We start from the raw sequence: 15,969 nt of genomic DNA, 5'->3' as shown, positions 1-15,969 counted from the left end.
TTTCAGTCCGCAATTTATCAACAAAAAAAGAGAAAAACTGCTCCAATGAGTCAGTCTCTCCCTTTACGATGAACTTGGTGGTCATTGTAACATTAGGACAATCTGTAGTGAAATAGGTAGACAAACTATAAATTATAAAATTGGTGGTGTCTTTTCAATGAAGGTTTGTTCGTTTTTACCAGCAGCAACAAGTATGATTTATGAATTGGGCCTAGAAGACTATTTGTATGGTGTCACGTTCGAATGCCCGAGTGATAAGCCTAAGGTCGTTCGTTCCCATTTAGAAGGAAAAAAACTAACAAGTGTCGAGATCAATGATACAGTAAAAGAATATATGGATGCAGATAAAAATCTGTATTATGTTGATCAGGAGCTTTTACAAGAAATACAACCTGATATTATTTTTACTCAGCACGTTTGTAATGTCTGTCAAATTGGGACTAGTTACGTAGAAGAGGTCGTAAAGTCGTTACCCAAAAAACCGAAAATCATCGCTCTTGTTCCGCATCGATTAGATGATATTTATGACAATTTACTCCTGATTGCTCGTGAACTGAATGAAGAAGCAAAAGGGCAAGTCAGGCTTAAAGAGTTAAAGCAGCGGGAAATGCACATTGCGGAGAAGCTGCGAGATAATAATCTTCTTCCTAGAAAAGTAATGCTGATTGAATGGATTGAGCCTGTCTTTAATTGTGGGCATTGGATTCCAGATCAAATTGAAAGGGCAGGAGGTTATGACCCTCTCGGTAATCCGGGAGGGCATTCGAGCCCAACCGAGTGGGAAGCTGTCGTGGCTTCGAACCCGGAAGTGATTGTCATTGCACCATGCGGTTTTACACCGGAGCGTGCGATACAAGAAGTAAGCCGATTAGAACAAAAACAAGGATGGAACGAATTAAGTGCTGTACGAGATCAACAGATTTTTATAGTGGATGGAGATTTATTCACCCGCCCGAGTACAACGTTAGTGGAAGGCATCGAATTGCTTGCTGCCCTTTTACATCCGAAGCATTTTGATATTCCAGCGGGTGTAAGAGATAAAGTTGTTTCATATTATAAATAATAAAAGGATAAAACCATCAGAACGTATGAGCGCTGATGGTTTTTTGTCTCTAAATAAATAGTACTGGTTTTGTTAGATTACTAGTATTTGTAATGTTCTTTGGAACAGCCGTTTCAGTTTCGATAACTAAAGAGCTGCAAGATGTATCATGGTTATAAGGAATGACTTGTTCATATGGAGGAGGCATTAGTTTTGCGTTTTTATATTGACGGTAAGGAGTATCAATCGGATGATTATTGGAGTCATAATCTTTTCTTAGTTGCTGAACAATAATTTCACCGATCTGTCTTCCGAGACGCAGTCCTTGTTCATTTTCGACTGGAAAGTGAATACCACCGTATAACCTTGATAAAGCAGCTTCTTCAGCTAAGGCATGAATTTTTCTACTTTCGGCTGGAAAGAAGTAACTTAAAATGACTGCAGCTGCACCTGAAACAGTGGCGTGTCCTGACGGGTAGGCCGGATGTTTTGGCGTACAAATAACAGTCGCTAATTTTTGATCCAGTTGATTTGGACGAGCTACATTTAATTTATATTTCATGTCCCATGTCACAATAAATGCATCATTAAGCCCAGTGAAAAGTGTTGATAATATTCGTGCAGCTCGAGGGGCTGAGACGTTATACGTATCAATTAATCGATCGGCGATGGGTAACCATTGTTTCGGTGGAGGACCAGAACCCCAATACTTCACGATGGCTATTCGGTCATCTGAAATGTTTTCCATTTCACGTTGTACGATTTTTAATTGTTCGTCCCAATTAATCGTATTTGGATGCCTGATGGCAAATCTTATTTTTCTACCATCTAATGTTTCAAAACCGCCACCTTTGCATCTCTTGATAAAGTGCGTTTTCCAAGATCCCGCATAGCGTTCAACAGGATCGTTTGGCGGATGTGTCTCACCTGCATAAGGAGTGTCAGTCCATAGGGGATAATTTGGTTTCCTCATTTCACAAACTCACCTCTTAATCATATATAGCTATGATATGTACATACAATCAATCGGGTATAAATCTAAGAAAAATGGTTGTCTATCCTTATGCGGTGCCAGGCACCTTCAACACTTTACTGTATTGAAGGTGCCTGGCACCACTTTTTAGGTATGTTTAGGCTTTTTAAGGAGAAGTTATAAGTGATTTACAAATAATTACATTCGAAAAGGTAGAGGAGAAAATGCATATATTTTTAGCTGTTTTTCTAATTGTGTTAAATATAAAGCGAAAGACGTGGAAGAACATAAAGAAGCATTATATTAGCGCTCTATATGTTGGTTTTTTTAATTTGCTTTATTATTACACATGTAAGCACTTTATTTTGTGGGATTATAAGTCCAGTTACATGAGTGTAAGGTGTGTAAGGGGTATACATCTTTTTGTCATCATGCCGTTACTTACGCTTTTATTTTTATCTAATATTCCAAATTCAGTAATAAAGAAAATTTTACACATTATAAAATGGGTGCTAACTTCAATAGTGGTAGAGTGGTTGGGTTTAAAAAAGTTTAATGCGATTTATTTCCTCCATAGCTGGAACCTCGGGTGGTCAGCTTTGCTGTACGTACTTATGTACAGTTTGAGTTATTTAATTTTAATTAACCCAATTCTAGTGGGGGTACTTTCTGTTTGTTCTTTTCTTTTCTTAGTTCGTTACTTTAAGGTGCCATTTCGGAATGAGTTTTTGATGGGGCCGGTCGTATTAGGGGTTAGAAAGTTAAACTTAATGAACGTAGACAAGTATTCCAAAAGAATAATTAATACGTTTTTATAACACATATAAAAAGAAGACGACGCCCAAAGGACGTCGTCTTCGCGTATTGAGGCGATAAACTGCACTCCACATAGTGCATTACCAAAAGGCGTGTTTATCGACTTACACAATGAGCTCATCGCTTTATTAATATATCATGATTATTCTAGAAAGACAACTTGTTTTATTATGGGAATCAATATGATAGTATGTTCCCTTAATTCTTTATTAAAAAAATCCGAAAACGAAATTAAAAACAACAAAGCTTTTTTTCTACGAATTTATTAGTACTTTTCATTGAATTGTCAAATTATGTGATCTAACCTTATTTTTTGTTGAAGAGTTTCAACTATAATAAAAGAGGTATTTAATATAGAGAAAAAGAAATAAACTAAAAAGAATGGCGTAAAAATTACGAGGGGAGAACTAGATGCAGGATATAAGAGATACCGTGAAAGAAGTTGTTTATGCGATTTTACCTATTACACTCGTTATTGTTATTTTACAATTTACTTTGATATGGCTTCCTATGGAAGTGTTTTTTCAATTTCTAGCAGGGGTTGTCATGGTAAGCTTAGGGTTAATGTTATTTTTATTAGGTGTACATATTGGATTGCTACCGGTAGGTGAAATGGTAGGATCGGCGCTGCCAAAAACGAAAAAAATCGGCTTAATTTTATTCTTTGGATTTTTGCTGGGTTTTGTCGTTACAGTTGCAGAGCCAGATGTCCGCGTGCTTGCCTTACAAATTGACCAAGTATCTAACGGTGAAATATCGCGAAATATTTTAGTATATTCCGTCGCGCTTGGCGTTGGGATTTTTGTAGCATTAGCGATGTTACGAATCGTTTTTAACATTTCGATCAAGTGGTTGCTTGTAGGTGGCTACGGTCTTGTGTTTTTATTAGCTTCATTTACCCCGGCTCATTTTATACCAATATCTTTTGATGCGGGCGGGGTTACAACGGGGCCTATGACTGTACCCTTTATTCTAGCCCTTGGGGTAGGGGTAGCCTCTGTATTAAGAGGTAAGACATCTTCTAGCGACAGTTTTGGTTTAGTAGCTCTTGCTTCGATTGGGCCGATCTTGGCTGTCTTGTTATTAGGAGTGATTTACGGATGAAAATTAACGTATTCGAAGGGTTTGGCCATGTATTACTTGAAGTAACATTTGCCTTACTGCCATTGATTATTTTCTTTCTTATTTTTCAATTTTTCTTTCTAAAATTAGAAAAACAAAAGATTATAAATATCGTAAAAGGTTTTATTCTTTCGTTTTTTGGGCTCGCCCTTTTTTTGCAAGGCGTTCATGTTGGTTTTTTTCCAGCCGGCGAGTTGATTGGCGAAACGTTAGGCAGTTTATCGTATAATTGGGTGCTGATCCCGATAGGCTTTGTATTAGGCTTTGTTGCTACATTTGCAGAACCTGCAGTACGTATACTAAATCATGAAGTTGAAAAGGTTTCTGGCGGATATATTTCACAGAAGGTTATGCTCTATACACTTTCGATCGGAGTTGCCGTTTCGATTGCTGTTTCAATGTTACGGATTTTAGTTGGAATTCCATTATGGTATTTTGTTATTCCAGGTTATTTAATTGTTATTATAATGATGTTCTTTTCTTCAAAGACGTTTACCTCTATCGCCTTTGACTCTGGCGGGGTAGCAACAGGTCCGATGACGGTAACTTTTATTTTAGCCATTGCTGTTGGAGTAGCATCTGCCATTGAAGGAAGGGACCCGCTTATTGATGGGTTTGGTATGATTGCACTCGTTGCGTTATCACCGATCTTATCGGTATTAATATTAGGTGTGTTGTATGAGCGCAAAGGAGGTAAAGGTAAGGATGAAGCTAAATCTGAAGCATAAATTAATGATTACAGTTGTAAAAAAAGGACAAGCGAAAAATATAGTAAAAGCAACTAAGAAAGCAGGGGCAGAAGGCGGCACAATTCTACTCGGTAAAGGAACGGGCATCCATGAGAATAAAACGTTTTTAGGTATACCGGTAGAGCCGGAGAAAGAGGTCATATTAACCCTTGCTTCTACTAATATAATGGGGAATGTAGTTCAAACGATTGTGAACGACTGTAAAATAAATGAGCCTGGAAAAGGTCTCGGAATGATCATTGATTTAAAGCATGTCGGTGGAATTTGTCATTTATTAAATGTACCAATAGAAAATAATCCAGCAATGGAGGAAGAGAGGAATATACCTATGCCAAATCAGACGATAAACTATGAACTCATTGTAACTATCATTAATAAAGGTGATTCCGATAAAGTAGTAGAAGCTTCAAAGAAAGCCGGGGCAGAAGGAGGTACGATCTTAACTGGTCGAGGCACAGGAATCCATGAACAGGCTAAATTTTTTAATATATTAATTGAACCGGAAAAGGAGATCGTACTTACATTAATTGACCGTGAAAAGACAGATGATGTATTAACGATGATTATGAAAGAAGCGCATTTAGATGAACCAGGTAAAGGTATTGCCTTTGTACTAGATGTGGAACGTACGGTCGGAATTAATCATGTCTTGAATGAAATGGTAAATGAAAAATTTAAATAGATAGTAAAAATAAATTGTATAGAAAAAACCAGTCTAAGTGGTGACTGGTTTTTTTGTGCCTTTGTTTTCGGATATGTGCCTTTACACTTTCTGAAATATTCTATGTTTATTTTCGTAATAACAATACTTGAGAAATAAGCGCTAAAATAGGTAACTCTAACAAAGGTCCAATTACTAAAGTGAGAGCAATTAACGGTTCATCTGGGAAGGCAGTCATGGCTATCGCTAACGCAATGGGAGAGTTTCGGGCAAGAGTTGTCAGGCTTAAACTAGCTCGATCTGCATAGCATAAGTTCATGGCCTTACCGATTTTTTGGCCAATCATAAAGTTAATCACAAAAAAGCATAAGATCGGGATTGTAATTTTCCATAATAAATCGATATGGTTAAAGAGCAATTGACCGTGAGCTGAGAACATAGCAACAATCGCAAGACTTAGAAAAATCATCGGCAACAAGCTAATCGAAGAAAAGAAACTTTCTGTGATGTGCTGCTTTTTTCGTAACAGTGCCTTTGTGAATAACGCGCCAATAAAAGGAATGAGTAAAATGAGTAGAACGCTCTCTAATAAGAAAGACCACTCAACAACACCGGTCGTACCACCAAATAGAAGGAGAAAAACCGGGAGTAATAGGATTTGTAATATCAAATTTAACGGCAAAATCGCAGTCGATAGCGCAACGTTACCTCTTGCAATGCTTGTAAAGATTAAGTACCAATCCGTACATGGTGTGACCATCAACATTATAAATCCAATGTACAAAGCTGGATGGTTGGATAAGAAAGCTAAGGCTAGCAGCCAAGCGAGGATCGGTACCCAAATAAAATTAATTAACAAAGCAAGGGAGGTAAACCTTAAGTTCTTAAGAGATGATCTTATATTCTCTACAGGTAGTTGTAAAAAAGTGATATAGAGCATGGCCACTAATAACGGAACAATGAACGCCTCAGTACGTCCGCTAACAACATCGAGCTTCCCTAATAGTAACCCAATAACAACAGCTATTAAAATGACAAGTGAATATAATTTTTCAAATAAATTCATAAACGTTTTGCACCAACTGTTCTATTCGTAACGTATTATCATATTACCATATGAATGTTGTTGAGATAAATTGTAATCAAAAGAAAAGTGCCCCTGACCATCGTTACGTGGTGTTAGGGGCATCTTTAAATAGATTAGTCAGGGAAGACTTCCAGGCCTAATACAAAATGCGCAAATAAAAACACGATCGTCATTAAAATAATTGAAATAACGATGCTCATAATTGGGTCTCTAATTTCAGGTGGGAATTTCGCTCTTTTATTCGATTCCATTTTGACATCTCCTTCAGAATTTAATTTATGAAGTAATAAGAACGCTGAAGGATGAATGTACTTTGAAATTTAATTGTAAGTAGGTTTGCTATCGTTTTCAATTTTTCAACTGTGGCTTGAAATAGATATTTACAGGGTAAAACATACAATATATTAGTTGGCGTAAACAAATAGTTTGGTACGCTTCCTTTGAATGAAAGCGGACTCCCGAAATAGCCCGTATTTAAATCTGATGAATTTGGTAGAACAACGATTAAAGGATCATCATTTGTCCCTGCATGTAAATCAATTTCAAAAGGGGAAAAAATAAAGCTAAATATAAAGATAAAAAGGAATAGAAGTATGTTTTTCATAAGTACACCAACTATTTTTTTTGTTAGTATATGTGCTTACTCTTAAATTATCAACAAAGTACTGTTGCTTGTTAAAAAATGAGTGTATATCAATGTATGTTACATAAGAGTATGTTAAAATAATGTTATGTAACATATTTCTTTGGGGGATCCGATGGAATACGTAGAAGCGATAAAAGATAAAGCGAAGATCGAGGAAATGAAACAAATTTTACTTAATCATTCAAAGAGAGACTATTTATTCTTTGTCTTGGGTATTAATACAGGGTTAAGGGTGTCTGAATTATTAAGACTGAAAATTAAAGATGTTTATACAAAAGAAAAGGTTGTTAGAGAATACTACGAATTTAATGACGAAAAAAAGAGATATATTTATATGAATAACAAAGTTAAATTGGCATTGGAAAAGTATGTTGAAAGTTCTCAGCTTAGAGAGGATGACTATCTTTTTAAATCACAAAAAGGGGACCAACCGATCACAAGGCAGCAAGCATATCGAATTATAAATCATATCGCAAGGTTAGCAGGCCTAGATCAAAAAATCGGTACACATACACTAAGGAAGACATTTGGATACCATGCCTATAAAAGAGGAGTGGCTATATCATTGTTACAAAAACATTTTAACCATTCGACTCCTTCAGAAACGTATAAATATTTAGGAATTGAAAAAAACGAAGTAAATAATAAAATTCAAATTGATGTTAATTTGTAGATAGATAGAGAGGAGAAAAATCAAGTAATGGGAGGTACTTTTAATCTAGATTACTTCATTTTGCTCGGGTCCCTTTTACTCATTATTGGGGTACTAACGACAAAATTTTCAACAAGAATTGGTGTACCAGCTCTTGTCCTTTTCATATTAGTCGGAATGATTGCAGGCAGTGATGGCCTAGGATTAATTTACTTTGATAATGCTAAGCTCGCACAACTGATTGGTATATTAGCATTAGTGATTATTTTGTTTGAAGGTGGGTTACAGACAAAGTGGCCAACTGTTAAACGGGTTGCAATCCCTTCGTTATCTTTAGCCACATTAGGTGTTATTATTACTACAGTTGTGGTTGCAGGTGCAGCAAAACTCGTTCTTGATGTATCGTGGCTAGAAGCTTTGTTATTCGGCGCCATTGTTGGCTCTACTGATGCTGCAGCTGTATTTGCTGTTCTAAAAGGTCAGAATATCAAAGCGAGAATGGGAGCAACATTAGAAGCAGAGTCTGGAACGAATGATCCAATGGCGGTATTCTTAACCCTTTCCTTTATTCAACTCATACTTGCAGACGAACCCAACTATTTACTATTAGGAGGATTATTCTTATGGCAAATGGGGATAGGTTTTCTCATTGGTTTAGGTTTTGGCCGGCTTGCCACTTATGCAATTAATCGAATCAACTTAGATTCAAGTGGGTTGTATCCTGTCTTTGCTTTAGCCTTTGCTTTATTGACTTACAGTGTAACGGCACTTATCGGCGCTAGTGGTCTTTTAGCTGTTTATGTTGCAGCCCTTGTAATTGGAAACTCAGAAATAACGTATCGACAGTCGATTTTCCGGTTTAATGAAGGGTTTGCATGGATGATGCAGATCTTGATGTTTGTTATTTTAGGTTTACTCATTTTTCCTAGTCAACTTTTTAATGACTTCATTTTACTAAAGGGATTGTTGATATCTGTTATTTTAATTGTAGTAGCAAGGCCAGTAGCTGTATTCATCTCCACGATTGGAATGAAATATAGTTGGAGAGAAAAAATCTTCTTATCGTGGGCAGGTTTACGGGGAGCAGTCCCAATCGTTCTAGCAACATTCCCGATGATTGCGGGATTAGAAAACAGTCAAATGTTTTTCAATGTTGTCTTTGCAGTCGTATTAACATCTGCACTTGTGCAAGGGTCTTCGATTTCCTACATGGCAGAAAAATTAAAGTTAACAGGGCCACCAAAAGCTAGCTCTCCTCATTCTTTAGAGCTTGTTTCGATTGGAAAAGCGAATGCAGAAATTATTGAATTTCAAGTAAATGAAAACCATATCATTAACGGTAAAAGAGTGATGGAGATTGAGTTTCCAAAGAAGGTTCTAATTAATGCGGTAATACGTGATGCAGAGTTAATTACCCCGCGTGGACGAACTAAAATTAGATCAGGGGACATTCTTTATATACTAACGTCAAGGGAAAGTAAACCAGCATTAACAAAACTGTTGAACTTAAAAGTTGAAGAAACAACAGATTAATAAATAAATTTAAAAAGGAGTGAGGCTAATCCGAATAGCCTTACTCCTTTTTGTACTATAGTAAAGATAACAGGAACCCGCCGAACGCTCCAGTCAATACAATGACCCAAGGAGGCAGTTTCCAGAACACTAACATGCTGAATAGGACCGCAGCAAATGCAAAATCAACTGCAGATAAAATCGAGCTAGTCCAGATCGGATGGTAAAGGGCTGCGATTAAAATGCCGACAACTGCAGCATTAACACCCATTAATGCTCCTTTGATTTTAGGGTTGCGACGTAATGTGTCCCAAAATGGCAGTGTTCCTAAAATCAGTAGGAATGCAGGTAAAAAGATGGCAACGGTTGCTAACAATCCGCCTTGCCACCCGTTAATGACAGCTCCGATGTAAGCTGCGAATGTAAATAAAGGTCCTGGTACGGCTTGGGCTGCACCATAACCGGCTAAAAATTGTTCTTCTGTTAACCACCCTGTTGGTACAAATTCACGTTCTAGTAATGGTAAGACGACATGGCCACCACCAAATACAAGTGCTCCAGAGCGGTAAAAACTATCAAACATTGCAATCCAATTGATCGCAGTAGCTTCTCTTAGAATTGGAAGAAGTATGAGTAACCCAAATAAAAGCGTTAAACATCCGTAAGCAAAGCGACGAGAAATCGGAAACTTTGAACTCGATGAAGCATCATCAATGGTTTGCTGTTTGTATAGTAAATAACCGACAAATCCTGCTAAAATAATAATTCCAACTTGAGTAAATGCCGTTTGCCAGAGTAGGGTGAGAACAATTGCAAATAAGGCAATCGTTCGTCGTTGCAGGTCAGGAGTTAAGTTCTTTGCCATACCAAGAATAGCATGCGCTACTACGACAACCGCAACGATTTTTAACCCGTGAATCCATCCGTAGTCAGCAAACCCTAACTGATTGAGAAGAACGGCAAATACTATGAGTGCGATAACGGAAGGGAGGGTAAAGCCAAGAAAAGCTAATATTCCTCCTAGCAAACCAGCGCGCATAACACCGATTCCGATACCTACCTGGCTGCTTGCTGGACCAGGTAGAAACTGACATAAAGCTACAAGGTCAGCATAGCTTTTTTCGTCCATCCATTTTCTTCTTCGAACGTACTCTTCGTGAAAATAGCCCAAATGAGCAATTGGTCCACCGAATGAAGTGAAACCTAGTCGAGTCGATACGAGTAACACTTCTAACAGCGTTTTAAATTTGTTTTCCTTTTGATCGGACATCTTTTTCACCTCTAGTTAATCTCTAATTTCTTTAAAAAGCTCATAGGCTTTGTTTCTTGCTTCAACGAGTAAGGCTTCACCTTTTTCAGTCGTTGAGTAATACTTTCGGATTTTTCCTTCAACATTTTGATCCTCTTTGTGTAAGAGACCGTCCTTTTCCATGCTGTGAAGGATGGGGTATAATGTACCTGCACTTATGTTATAACCGTGTTCTTTTAGCTCTTCTAACATCCACAAACCAAAAATAGGATGCTCTTTGGCATGATGTAAAATATGTATCTGAATAAACCCTAGAAATAACTTTCGTAAAACTTTATCCTCCAATCGTAAGCTCCTTTCAGTATTGTTTGCCAATATCGAAAACCGATATTATAAAAATAACAAAATAAAAAATGAGAAACAACAGACTACGCAAATAAAACATAGTAAATTTACATTCTTAATATGTTTTTTACAAATAATTCATTTGAACAGGGTGAGAACGTGTACATGATCATAAAGTTAGATATTACAGAACCCAGTATGGCTGCTGAGATTTACGACTTGCAGAAAAAAGCTTATAAAGTAGAAGCTAATATCATTGGTTATTTGGATCTCCCGCCTTTAAAAGAATCTGTTCAAGACCTCCAACAATGCGGAGAACTCTTTTTAGGATATGTTATAGAGGAAAAAGTAGTCGGGGCGATGGCTTACAAAACGTCTGCAGATTTACTAGATATTCATCGGTTAATGGTTCATCCTCTTCATTTCAAAAAAGGCATTGCACAAGTATTATTAACCTACCTTGAAGAGTGTGAGTCTGCAATACGTGAGTGGATCGTTTCTACTGGAACGGGGAATACTCCTGCAATCAATTTTTATAAAAGAAATGGATTTCAAGTGTTAAATGAAGTAAAGGTAAATGAAAGGTTATCCATCACAAATTTAAAAAGAATTGTAGAAAAATAAAACCTGAAATCTGATAAAAATAAGCTGACGGATGTAACCACGTTTGATATGATGTAGATAGTGATAATGATTATAATTATCAACTAGTTACTTCTAAAGGTGGACGTACATATGAAGAAGATCTACTTTTGTAAAGAGAATGACGTATCTAAAAAATTGTTTAAACATATAAAAGAAAAGTATCCAGACATCACCGTAAAACGAAAAGGCTGCATTGGTGAATGCAAAACATGTAAACGTTGTCCTTTTAGTTTGATTGACGGAAAGAAAATCATTACATGTGATACAGACGATGAACTATATGCGAAATTAAATAAACAGATATTGAAAAAAGCTAAGTAACCGAGGTTGCATGCTGATAATAATGAACGACAGTACAGTTATTGTGCTGTTGTTTTTTTGTTTTATAGATGTTTTATGTCTCTTTCTTAATGATACGCAGACAATTAAACAACTAATCGGGTTAGCTTGGGTGAAGCAGAAAAACTTTGCCTAGTTTATTTACAACTATTGACAACGACCCTTATTGGTTATATGGTTAATTACATAAGTAACTAACCAAGTGAGTGGGTGGGCATATGGAGTCAAACTTAAAAGAAGATAAGCCAATATATCAACAAATCGCGGAAAAAATTGAGTCTAGCATCCTGGACGGAACGATTAAAGAGGGGGATCGCGTTCCATCTACAAACGAATTTGCGAAATTTTATCAAATCAATCCGGCGACAGCAGCAAAAGGAATTAATCAGTTAGTGGATCAAGAAATCGTTTATAAAAAGAGAGGGATCGGAATGTTCGTAGCAGAAGGAGCGAGACAGATCATTTTAGGAAAAAGAAAGCAAGATTTTTATAAAGACTATATTGTTCCACTAAAAAACGAAGCGGATAAATTAGGAATTACCGTAAGTGAATTAAAAGACTTATTAGAAAGAGGGGAAGCGCAATGAACATTGAAGTAAAAGGTTTAACGAAAAGCTTTGGACCGAATAAAGCGTTAGATCAATTGTCGGTGACGTTTGAAGAAGATAAAATTTACGGTTTGTTAGGTAGAAACGGGGCTGGAAAAACGACGTTAATGCAAATTCTTGCAGGTCATACGCTTCCGACCGATGGCGCCATTGAATTGAACGGTGAGAAGCCTTTCAATAATCGTGAAGTATTAAAACATATTTGTTTAGTTAATGAAAATGGAAACTTCAAAAAGAAACTGAGAATAAAGGATGTTCTGAAGCTTGCGTCACTCTTTTACCCTAATTGGTGTCAAAAAACGGCAGATTACTTGTTAGGTGAATTTGATTTAGATCCAAATTTAAAAACAAAAGGTCTTTCCAAAGGGATGGAGTCTTCGGTAGGAATTACAATCGGCTTAGCCAGCCGAGCAAAAATTACAATTTTTGATGAACCATACATCGGTTTAGATGCTTCGGCACGGTATCGATTTTATGACTTACTTTTAGAGGAATATGAGGCGTATCCAAGAACAATTATTTTATCGACTCACCTCATAGATGAAGTCAGTAATTTGTTTGAAGAAGTCGTTATTTTACAAAACGGAAAACTGTTATTACAAAAAGAAACAGATCAGTTATTGGAATTGAGTTTACAGGTTAGCGGGAATAAGGAAGTAGTAGATCGATTTACAGCTGGTAAAAATGTCATTCACGAAGCAGAGATCGTCGGCATGAAAACGGCTCTTTTATTTAGTGAAAAGTATAACCACGAAGAAGCGATACAACTAGGATTAAATGTAGAACGATGCAATGTTCAACAGCTAATGGTATATCTAACCGAGGAAAAAGGAGGAAAAGTACATGTTTAAGGATTTGAAAGGACATTTATTATATTTTTTTTATGACCACAGATATAGTGTTTCAATCTTTTGGGCGATTTTATTGTTGTCGACGGGTATTTTCTTTACGATTAGTGCATTAAATCCAGCGACTACTGTCGTTTTTTCAATGAGTTTAGCTATTTACTTCTATTGTGCGATTAATGGGTTTTTAATGACGAAAGATACGTTTCCTTTTTTAATTAAGCTCGGTTCAACAAGAAATCAATATATAATGTCTGCAGTCATTTTTAACTTGATCTTAGCCGTGTTTATGTCAGTGATTGCAGTATTTGTTAACCAACTCGTTATGGTTGCCAATAACTTAACAAATGTAGATAACTTTACTTATTTTGTCGTGCTAGAAGGAACAACTATAGCGGCTACTTGGTATAACGAGCTTTGGGTTAATGTCATTTTCTGTTTTCTCCTACTGCAACTTGGCTTTATGATGAGTTCGATCTTTTATCGTCTCGGTTTAGTCGGTGGATATAGTGGATTGTTATTCCTTGCTCTGCTGTTGATATTACCTTCTACTCGAGGTGTACTAATCGATCTTTTTGTAGGAACTTATAATGCTGGATTAGACATAAACTACGTTTCTATTATTTTACTTTCTCTAGTCGTAATCCTGCCCAATTGGCTGCTTTTAAGGGAGGCTTCAACCACAGCAGGAGATATGCGGTAGAGAAAAAAAGAGAGTAGAAGGAATAATTAAAAGACTGCCGACCCCTATTACACTACAAAAAGTGTGATAGGGGTTTCTTTAGAAAAATGGGAATTGGATTGTAAAGGGACCTTGACAGTAAAGTGTCCTTTACATTATAGTGGGTGGTGTAAAGAGAGGGTCGGTGGGCTATGAAAAATCGGATGAAGGAATTAAGGCAGGAAAAGGGAATTTCACAAGAAAAAATGGCGACAATGCTAGGGGTTTCCAGACAGACGGTTATTTCGATTGAGCGCGGACGTTACAATCCGTCTTTACCTCTAGCCATACACATTGCTCGTTGCTTTGACACGATTGTAGAGGACGTTTTTTTACTTGATGAAGAGGATATGGGAGGGATGAAAGAATGATGATCACAAAAAGCTTTACGAAAGGATCAAGAAAGTTATATTTTTTCTTTGGATGTATGTTTTTCGTTTATACTCTTCTATTTGGATCGGCCACAATTTATACCGGTCTGTTCCCTGCTGGACATGAACTATTAATCTTTGCAATGTGTGTCATGTCGTTTTGTATTGCCTATTTATTTCCTCAATTTAAAGATAATGATGAGCGTTCGAAACGAATTCGTGAACGGGGGATGTTTTTTAGCTATTTTTTTATCCTTGGATACATGATTATTGGGATGGGGCTCTTTCAATTGGAAGTAATCGCTTTTGATGGGTACCAGACGATCTCCATTTTAGCAATGTTAACGATTGTCACTGTATTTTTATCATTTGTTATTTTATCTAGACGTTATTAAGCTATGAAACTAGTCAGAAACATAGGAAATAGAGCTGATGAAGATATATTTTCATGAAGGAACGGTTGAGAGAGTAACGCTTTTTTGTCCGTTGAGTAATTATTAGGCAAATTTAAAGTTTTATTATCCGATTTTTGTCCAAAAGAAACTGTTTCATCGAATTTCAAATTAATTAAATTTCTACATACATATAGCCCTATGAAACAAAATAGTAACAAACGAGTATTTGACATGAAACCATAAGGTGTCGTAAACTGTAAACGAAACCTATTGGTTACACATTTACATACTGGAGGAATAAAAATGACATCTACTTTAGATATTCGTAAACAGGCTGTTTTTAATGCAAAGATAGAAAAAGTTTGGAATGCGGTTGCAACATCTGATGGCATTGACTCATGGTTTATGCCGAATGATTTTAAACAAGAGTTAGGCTATGAATTCACGATACAGTCACCGTTTGGTCCGACGCCTTGTAAAGTAATAGAATTAAATCCGCCGAACCGATTAATGTTTTCATGGGGTGAATTTGGGTGGAAAGTATCTTTTGAACTTAAAGATTTAGGAGATCAAACGGAATTTACGCTAATCCATTCCGGATGGGGTGGACCAGATGAAATCGTCCCTGGCCCAGGCCCAGATCAGACGAATGCTGATATCAGCGACCGCATGAACAATGGTTGGGAATCAATTGTACATGAAGCATTACGTAAAGTAGTGGAAGGGTAATGGCGCTAGAACAAAAACATGATGTGTTTCAAGCGATTGCTGATCCATCCAGGCGAAAAATGCTACGGTTGCTAGCAGATGGAGAAATGCCTGTTACTATGATTAGTAAACACTTTCCAGTCAGTCGGACAGCTGTTTCTAAACATTTACGTGTACTATCGGAAGCCAATCTTGTGAGTGTTTCAAAAAGAGGAAGAGAATCTCGTTATAAATTACATGCTGATGCATTACTAGAGTTAAAGGAATGGTTATCTTTTTACGAGCAGTTTTGGGATAACAAGATGGCGATGCTAAAACATGTCGTTGAAAGTGATAGGGATGACAACCAATAAAATGTAATTTAATCTCTTTATTGGAGTTTTTGTAGAGAAGAGCAATATATGCAAATATCAGAGACTAGCTCGAGTTACATTTGTAACCAAAGCTAGTCTTTTTGTGATTTTAATGCAAGACTCTAATTCA

General features: G+C 36.7%; 20 protein-coding genes. 15 read left to right on the top strand and 5 right to left on the bottom strand.

Annotated features, from left to right (window positions below; genetic code table 11):
- Positions 1-157 precede the first annotated feature (157 nt).
- Positions 158-1,063: an ABC transporter substrate-binding protein gene (locus ACNSTQ_RS08570; RefSeq protein WP_418199441.1), complete on the top strand. Its 906-nt coding sequence runs from the start codon at positions 158-160 to the stop codon at positions 1,061-1,063.
- A 49-nt stretch (positions 1,064-1,112) separates the two neighbouring features.
- On the opposite strand, the gene ACNSTQ_RS08565 is transcribed toward ACNSTQ_RS08570, so the two are convergent.
- On the bottom strand, positions 1,113-2,015 hold the full coding sequence (locus ACNSTQ_RS08565) for a vanadium-dependent haloperoxidase (RefSeq protein ID WP_418199440.1): 903 nt from the start codon (positions 2,013-2,015) through the stop codon (positions 1,113-1,115).
- A 1,227-nt stretch (positions 2,016-3,242) separates the two neighbouring features.
- Here ACNSTQ_RS08565 and ACNSTQ_RS08560 point away from each other — a divergent pair.
- From ACNSTQ_RS08560 to ACNSTQ_RS08550, 3 genes are read left to right on the top strand one after another with little or no spacing between them, the layout of a single operon-like run.
- Positions 3,243-3,935 carry a DUF1538 domain-containing protein gene (locus tag ACNSTQ_RS08560; protein ID WP_418199439.1) on the top strand — a complete coding sequence of 231 codons (693 nt, stop codon included), beginning with the start codon at positions 3,243-3,245 and terminating at the stop codon, positions 3,933-3,935.
- The gene (locus ACNSTQ_RS08555) at positions 3,932-4,681 is read left to right on the top strand and encodes a DUF1538 domain-containing protein (protein ID WP_418199438.1); all 750 of its coding nucleotides are present in this window, start codon (positions 3,932-3,934) and stop codon (positions 4,679-4,681) included. The genes ACNSTQ_RS08560 and ACNSTQ_RS08555 overlap by 4 nt, the downstream gene beginning before the upstream one ends.
- The gene (locus tag ACNSTQ_RS08550; RefSeq protein WP_418199437.1) at positions 4,659-5,384 is read left to right on the top strand and encodes a P-II family nitrogen regulator; all 726 of its coding nucleotides are present in this window, start codon (positions 4,659-4,661) and stop codon (positions 5,382-5,384) included. Before ACNSTQ_RS08555 ends, ACNSTQ_RS08550 begins: the two co-directional genes overlap by 23 nt.
- A gap of 106 nt (positions 5,385-5,490) precedes the next feature.
- On the opposite strand, the gene ACNSTQ_RS08545 is transcribed toward ACNSTQ_RS08550, so the two are convergent.
- Positions 5,491-6,429, bottom strand: a complete 939-nt coding sequence (locus tag ACNSTQ_RS08545) for an arsenic resistance protein (protein WP_418199436.1) — start codon at positions 6,427-6,429, stop codon at positions 5,491-5,493.
- Between the two features lie 134 nt (positions 6,430-6,563).
- Positions 6,564-6,701 (bottom strand): hypothetical protein, encoded by a 138-nt coding sequence (locus ACNSTQ_RS08540; protein ID WP_418199435.1) that lies wholly within the window; start codon positions 6,699-6,701, stop codon positions 6,564-6,566.
- 507 nt (positions 6,702-7,208) lie between these two features.
- Here ACNSTQ_RS08540 and ACNSTQ_RS08535 point away from each other — a divergent pair.
- Complete coding sequence (locus ACNSTQ_RS08535; protein WP_418199434.1) at positions 7,209-7,769, top strand: tyrosine-type recombinase/integrase; 561 nt, start codon at positions 7,209-7,211, stop codon at positions 7,767-7,769.
- Between the two features lie 27 nt (positions 7,770-7,796).
- Positions 7,797-9,281 (top strand): potassium/proton antiporter, encoded by a 1,485-nt coding sequence (locus tag ACNSTQ_RS08530; RefSeq protein WP_418199433.1) that lies wholly within the window; start codon positions 7,797-7,799, stop codon positions 9,279-9,281.
- A gap of 55 nt (positions 9,282-9,336) precedes the next feature.
- Here the strand turns inward: ACNSTQ_RS08530 and ACNSTQ_RS08525 are convergent, their stop codons facing one another.
- Positions 9,337-10,530, bottom strand: coding sequence for a chromate transporter (locus ACNSTQ_RS08525; RefSeq protein WP_418199432.1), 1,194 nt, complete (start codon positions 10,528-10,530; stop codon positions 9,337-9,339).
- A 15-nt stretch (positions 10,531-10,545) separates the two neighbouring features.
- Positions 10,546-10,854: a PadR family transcriptional regulator gene (locus ACNSTQ_RS08520; protein WP_418199431.1), complete on the bottom strand. Its 309-nt coding sequence runs from the start codon at positions 10,852-10,854 to the stop codon at positions 10,546-10,548.
- A gap of 165 nt (positions 10,855-11,019) precedes the next feature.
- Between ACNSTQ_RS08520 and ACNSTQ_RS08515 the strand changes: the two genes are divergently transcribed.
- From ACNSTQ_RS08515 to ACNSTQ_RS08475, 9 genes are all read left to right on the top strand, one after another.
- Entirely contained in the window at positions 11,020-11,478 is a 459-nt protein-coding gene (locus ACNSTQ_RS08515; protein WP_418199430.1) for a GNAT family N-acetyltransferase, read from the top strand.
- A gap of 111 nt (positions 11,479-11,589) precedes the next feature.
- The gene (locus ACNSTQ_RS08510) at positions 11,590-11,820 is read left to right on the top strand and encodes a DUF1450 domain-containing protein (protein WP_418199429.1); all 231 of its coding nucleotides are present in this window, start codon (positions 11,590-11,592) and stop codon (positions 11,818-11,820) included.
- 236 nt (positions 11,821-12,056) lie between these two features.
- Positions 12,057-12,425: a GntR family transcriptional regulator gene (locus ACNSTQ_RS08505; RefSeq protein ID WP_418199428.1), complete on the top strand. Its 369-nt coding sequence runs from the start codon at positions 12,057-12,059 to the stop codon at positions 12,423-12,425.
- On the top strand, positions 12,422-13,297 hold the full coding sequence (locus ACNSTQ_RS08500) for an ABC transporter ATP-binding protein (protein ID WP_418199427.1): 876 nt from the start codon (positions 12,422-12,424) through the stop codon (positions 13,295-13,297). Before ACNSTQ_RS08505 ends, ACNSTQ_RS08500 begins: the two co-directional genes overlap by 4 nt.
- Positions 13,290-13,994, top strand: a complete 705-nt coding sequence (locus ACNSTQ_RS08495; RefSeq protein WP_418199426.1) for a hypothetical protein — start codon at positions 13,290-13,292, stop codon at positions 13,992-13,994. The genes ACNSTQ_RS08500 and ACNSTQ_RS08495 overlap by 8 nt, the downstream gene beginning before the upstream one ends.
- 170 nt (positions 13,995-14,164) lie before the next feature.
- The gene (locus tag ACNSTQ_RS08490) at positions 14,165-14,383 is read left to right on the top strand and encodes a helix-turn-helix transcriptional regulator (protein WP_418199425.1); all 219 of its coding nucleotides are present in this window, start codon (positions 14,165-14,167) and stop codon (positions 14,381-14,383) included.
- Positions 14,380-14,778 carry a hypothetical protein gene (locus tag ACNSTQ_RS08485; RefSeq protein WP_418199424.1) on the top strand — a complete coding sequence of 133 codons (399 nt, stop codon included), beginning with the start codon at positions 14,380-14,382 and terminating at the stop codon, positions 14,776-14,778. The genes ACNSTQ_RS08490 and ACNSTQ_RS08485 overlap by 4 nt, the downstream gene beginning before the upstream one ends.
- Positions 14,779-15,075: 297 nt before the next feature.
- Complete coding sequence (locus tag ACNSTQ_RS08480; RefSeq protein WP_418199501.1) at positions 15,076-15,507, top strand: SRPBCC family protein; 432 nt, start codon at positions 15,076-15,078, stop codon at positions 15,505-15,507.
- Positions 15,507-15,839 (top strand): ArsR/SmtB family transcription factor, encoded by a 333-nt coding sequence (locus tag ACNSTQ_RS08475; RefSeq protein ID WP_418199423.1) that lies wholly within the window; start codon positions 15,507-15,509, stop codon positions 15,837-15,839. Before ACNSTQ_RS08480 ends, ACNSTQ_RS08475 begins: the two co-directional genes overlap by 1 nt.
- Positions 15,840-15,969 lie beyond the last annotated feature (130 nt).

The organism is Alkalihalobacterium sp. APHAB7, assembly GCF_048323755.1.
Lineage (GTDB): Bacteria > Bacillota > Bacilli > Bacillales > Bacillaceae_F > Alkalihalobacterium.
Note: the sequence above shows the minus strand (reverse complement) of the source record. Positions and strands in the feature narration are given on the sequence as shown.

Bases quoted from the DNA above. Each gene is read 5' to 3' on its own strand.
- ACNSTQ_RS08570 (WP_418199441.1), top strand. From the start codon at position 158: ATGAAGGTTTGTTCGTTTTTACCAGCAGCAACAAGTATGATTTATGAA.
- ACNSTQ_RS08565 (WP_418199440.1), bottom strand. From the start codon at position 2,015: ATGAGGAAACCAAATTATCCCCTATGGACTGACACTCCTTATGCAGGT.
- ACNSTQ_RS08560 (WP_418199439.1), top strand. From the start codon at position 3,243: ATGCAGGATATAAGAGATACCGTGAAAGAAGTTGTTTATGCGATTTTA.
- ACNSTQ_RS08555 (WP_418199438.1), top strand. From the start codon at position 3,932: ATGAAAATTAACGTATTCGAAGGGTTTGGCCATGTATTACTTGAAGTA.
- ACNSTQ_RS08550 (WP_418199437.1), top strand. From the start codon at position 4,659: ATGAAGCTAAATCTGAAGCATAAATTAATGATTACAGTTGTAAAAAAA.
- ACNSTQ_RS08545 (WP_418199436.1), bottom strand. From the start codon at position 6,429: ATGAATTTATTTGAAAAATTATATTCACTTGTCATTTTAATAGCTGTT.
- ACNSTQ_RS08540 (WP_418199435.1), bottom strand. From the start codon at position 6,701: ATGGAATCGAATAAAAGAGCGAAATTCCCACCTGAAATTAGAGACCCA.
- ACNSTQ_RS08535 (WP_418199434.1), top strand. From the start codon at position 7,209: ATGGAATACGTAGAAGCGATAAAAGATAAAGCGAAGATCGAGGAAATG.
- ACNSTQ_RS08530 (WP_418199433.1), top strand. From the start codon at position 7,797: ATGGGAGGTACTTTTAATCTAGATTACTTCATTTTGCTCGGGTCCCTT.
- ACNSTQ_RS08525 (WP_418199432.1), bottom strand. From the start codon at position 10,530: ATGTCCGATCAAAAGGAAAACAAATTTAAAACGCTGTTAGAAGTGTTA.
- ACNSTQ_RS08515 (WP_418199430.1), top strand. From the start codon at position 11,020: ATGATCATAAAGTTAGATATTACAGAACCCAGTATGGCTGCTGAGATT.
- ACNSTQ_RS08510 (WP_418199429.1), top strand. From the start codon at position 11,590: ATGAAGAAGATCTACTTTTGTAAAGAGAATGACGTATCTAAAAAATTG.
- ACNSTQ_RS08505 (WP_418199428.1), top strand. From the start codon at position 12,057: ATGGAGTCAAACTTAAAAGAAGATAAGCCAATATATCAACAAATCGCG.
- ACNSTQ_RS08500 (WP_418199427.1), top strand. From the start codon at position 12,422: ATGAACATTGAAGTAAAAGGTTTAACGAAAAGCTTTGGACCGAATAAA.
- ACNSTQ_RS08495 (WP_418199426.1), top strand. From the start codon at position 13,290: ATGTTTAAGGATTTGAAAGGACATTTATTATATTTTTTTTATGACCAC.
- ACNSTQ_RS08490 (WP_418199425.1), top strand. From the start codon at position 14,165: ATGAAAAATCGGATGAAGGAATTAAGGCAGGAAAAGGGAATTTCACAA.
- ACNSTQ_RS08485 (WP_418199424.1), top strand. From the start codon at position 14,380: ATGATGATCACAAAAAGCTTTACGAAAGGATCAAGAAAGTTATATTTT.
- ACNSTQ_RS08475 (WP_418199423.1), top strand. From the start codon at position 15,507: ATGGCGCTAGAACAAAAACATGATGTGTTTCAAGCGATTGCTGATCCA.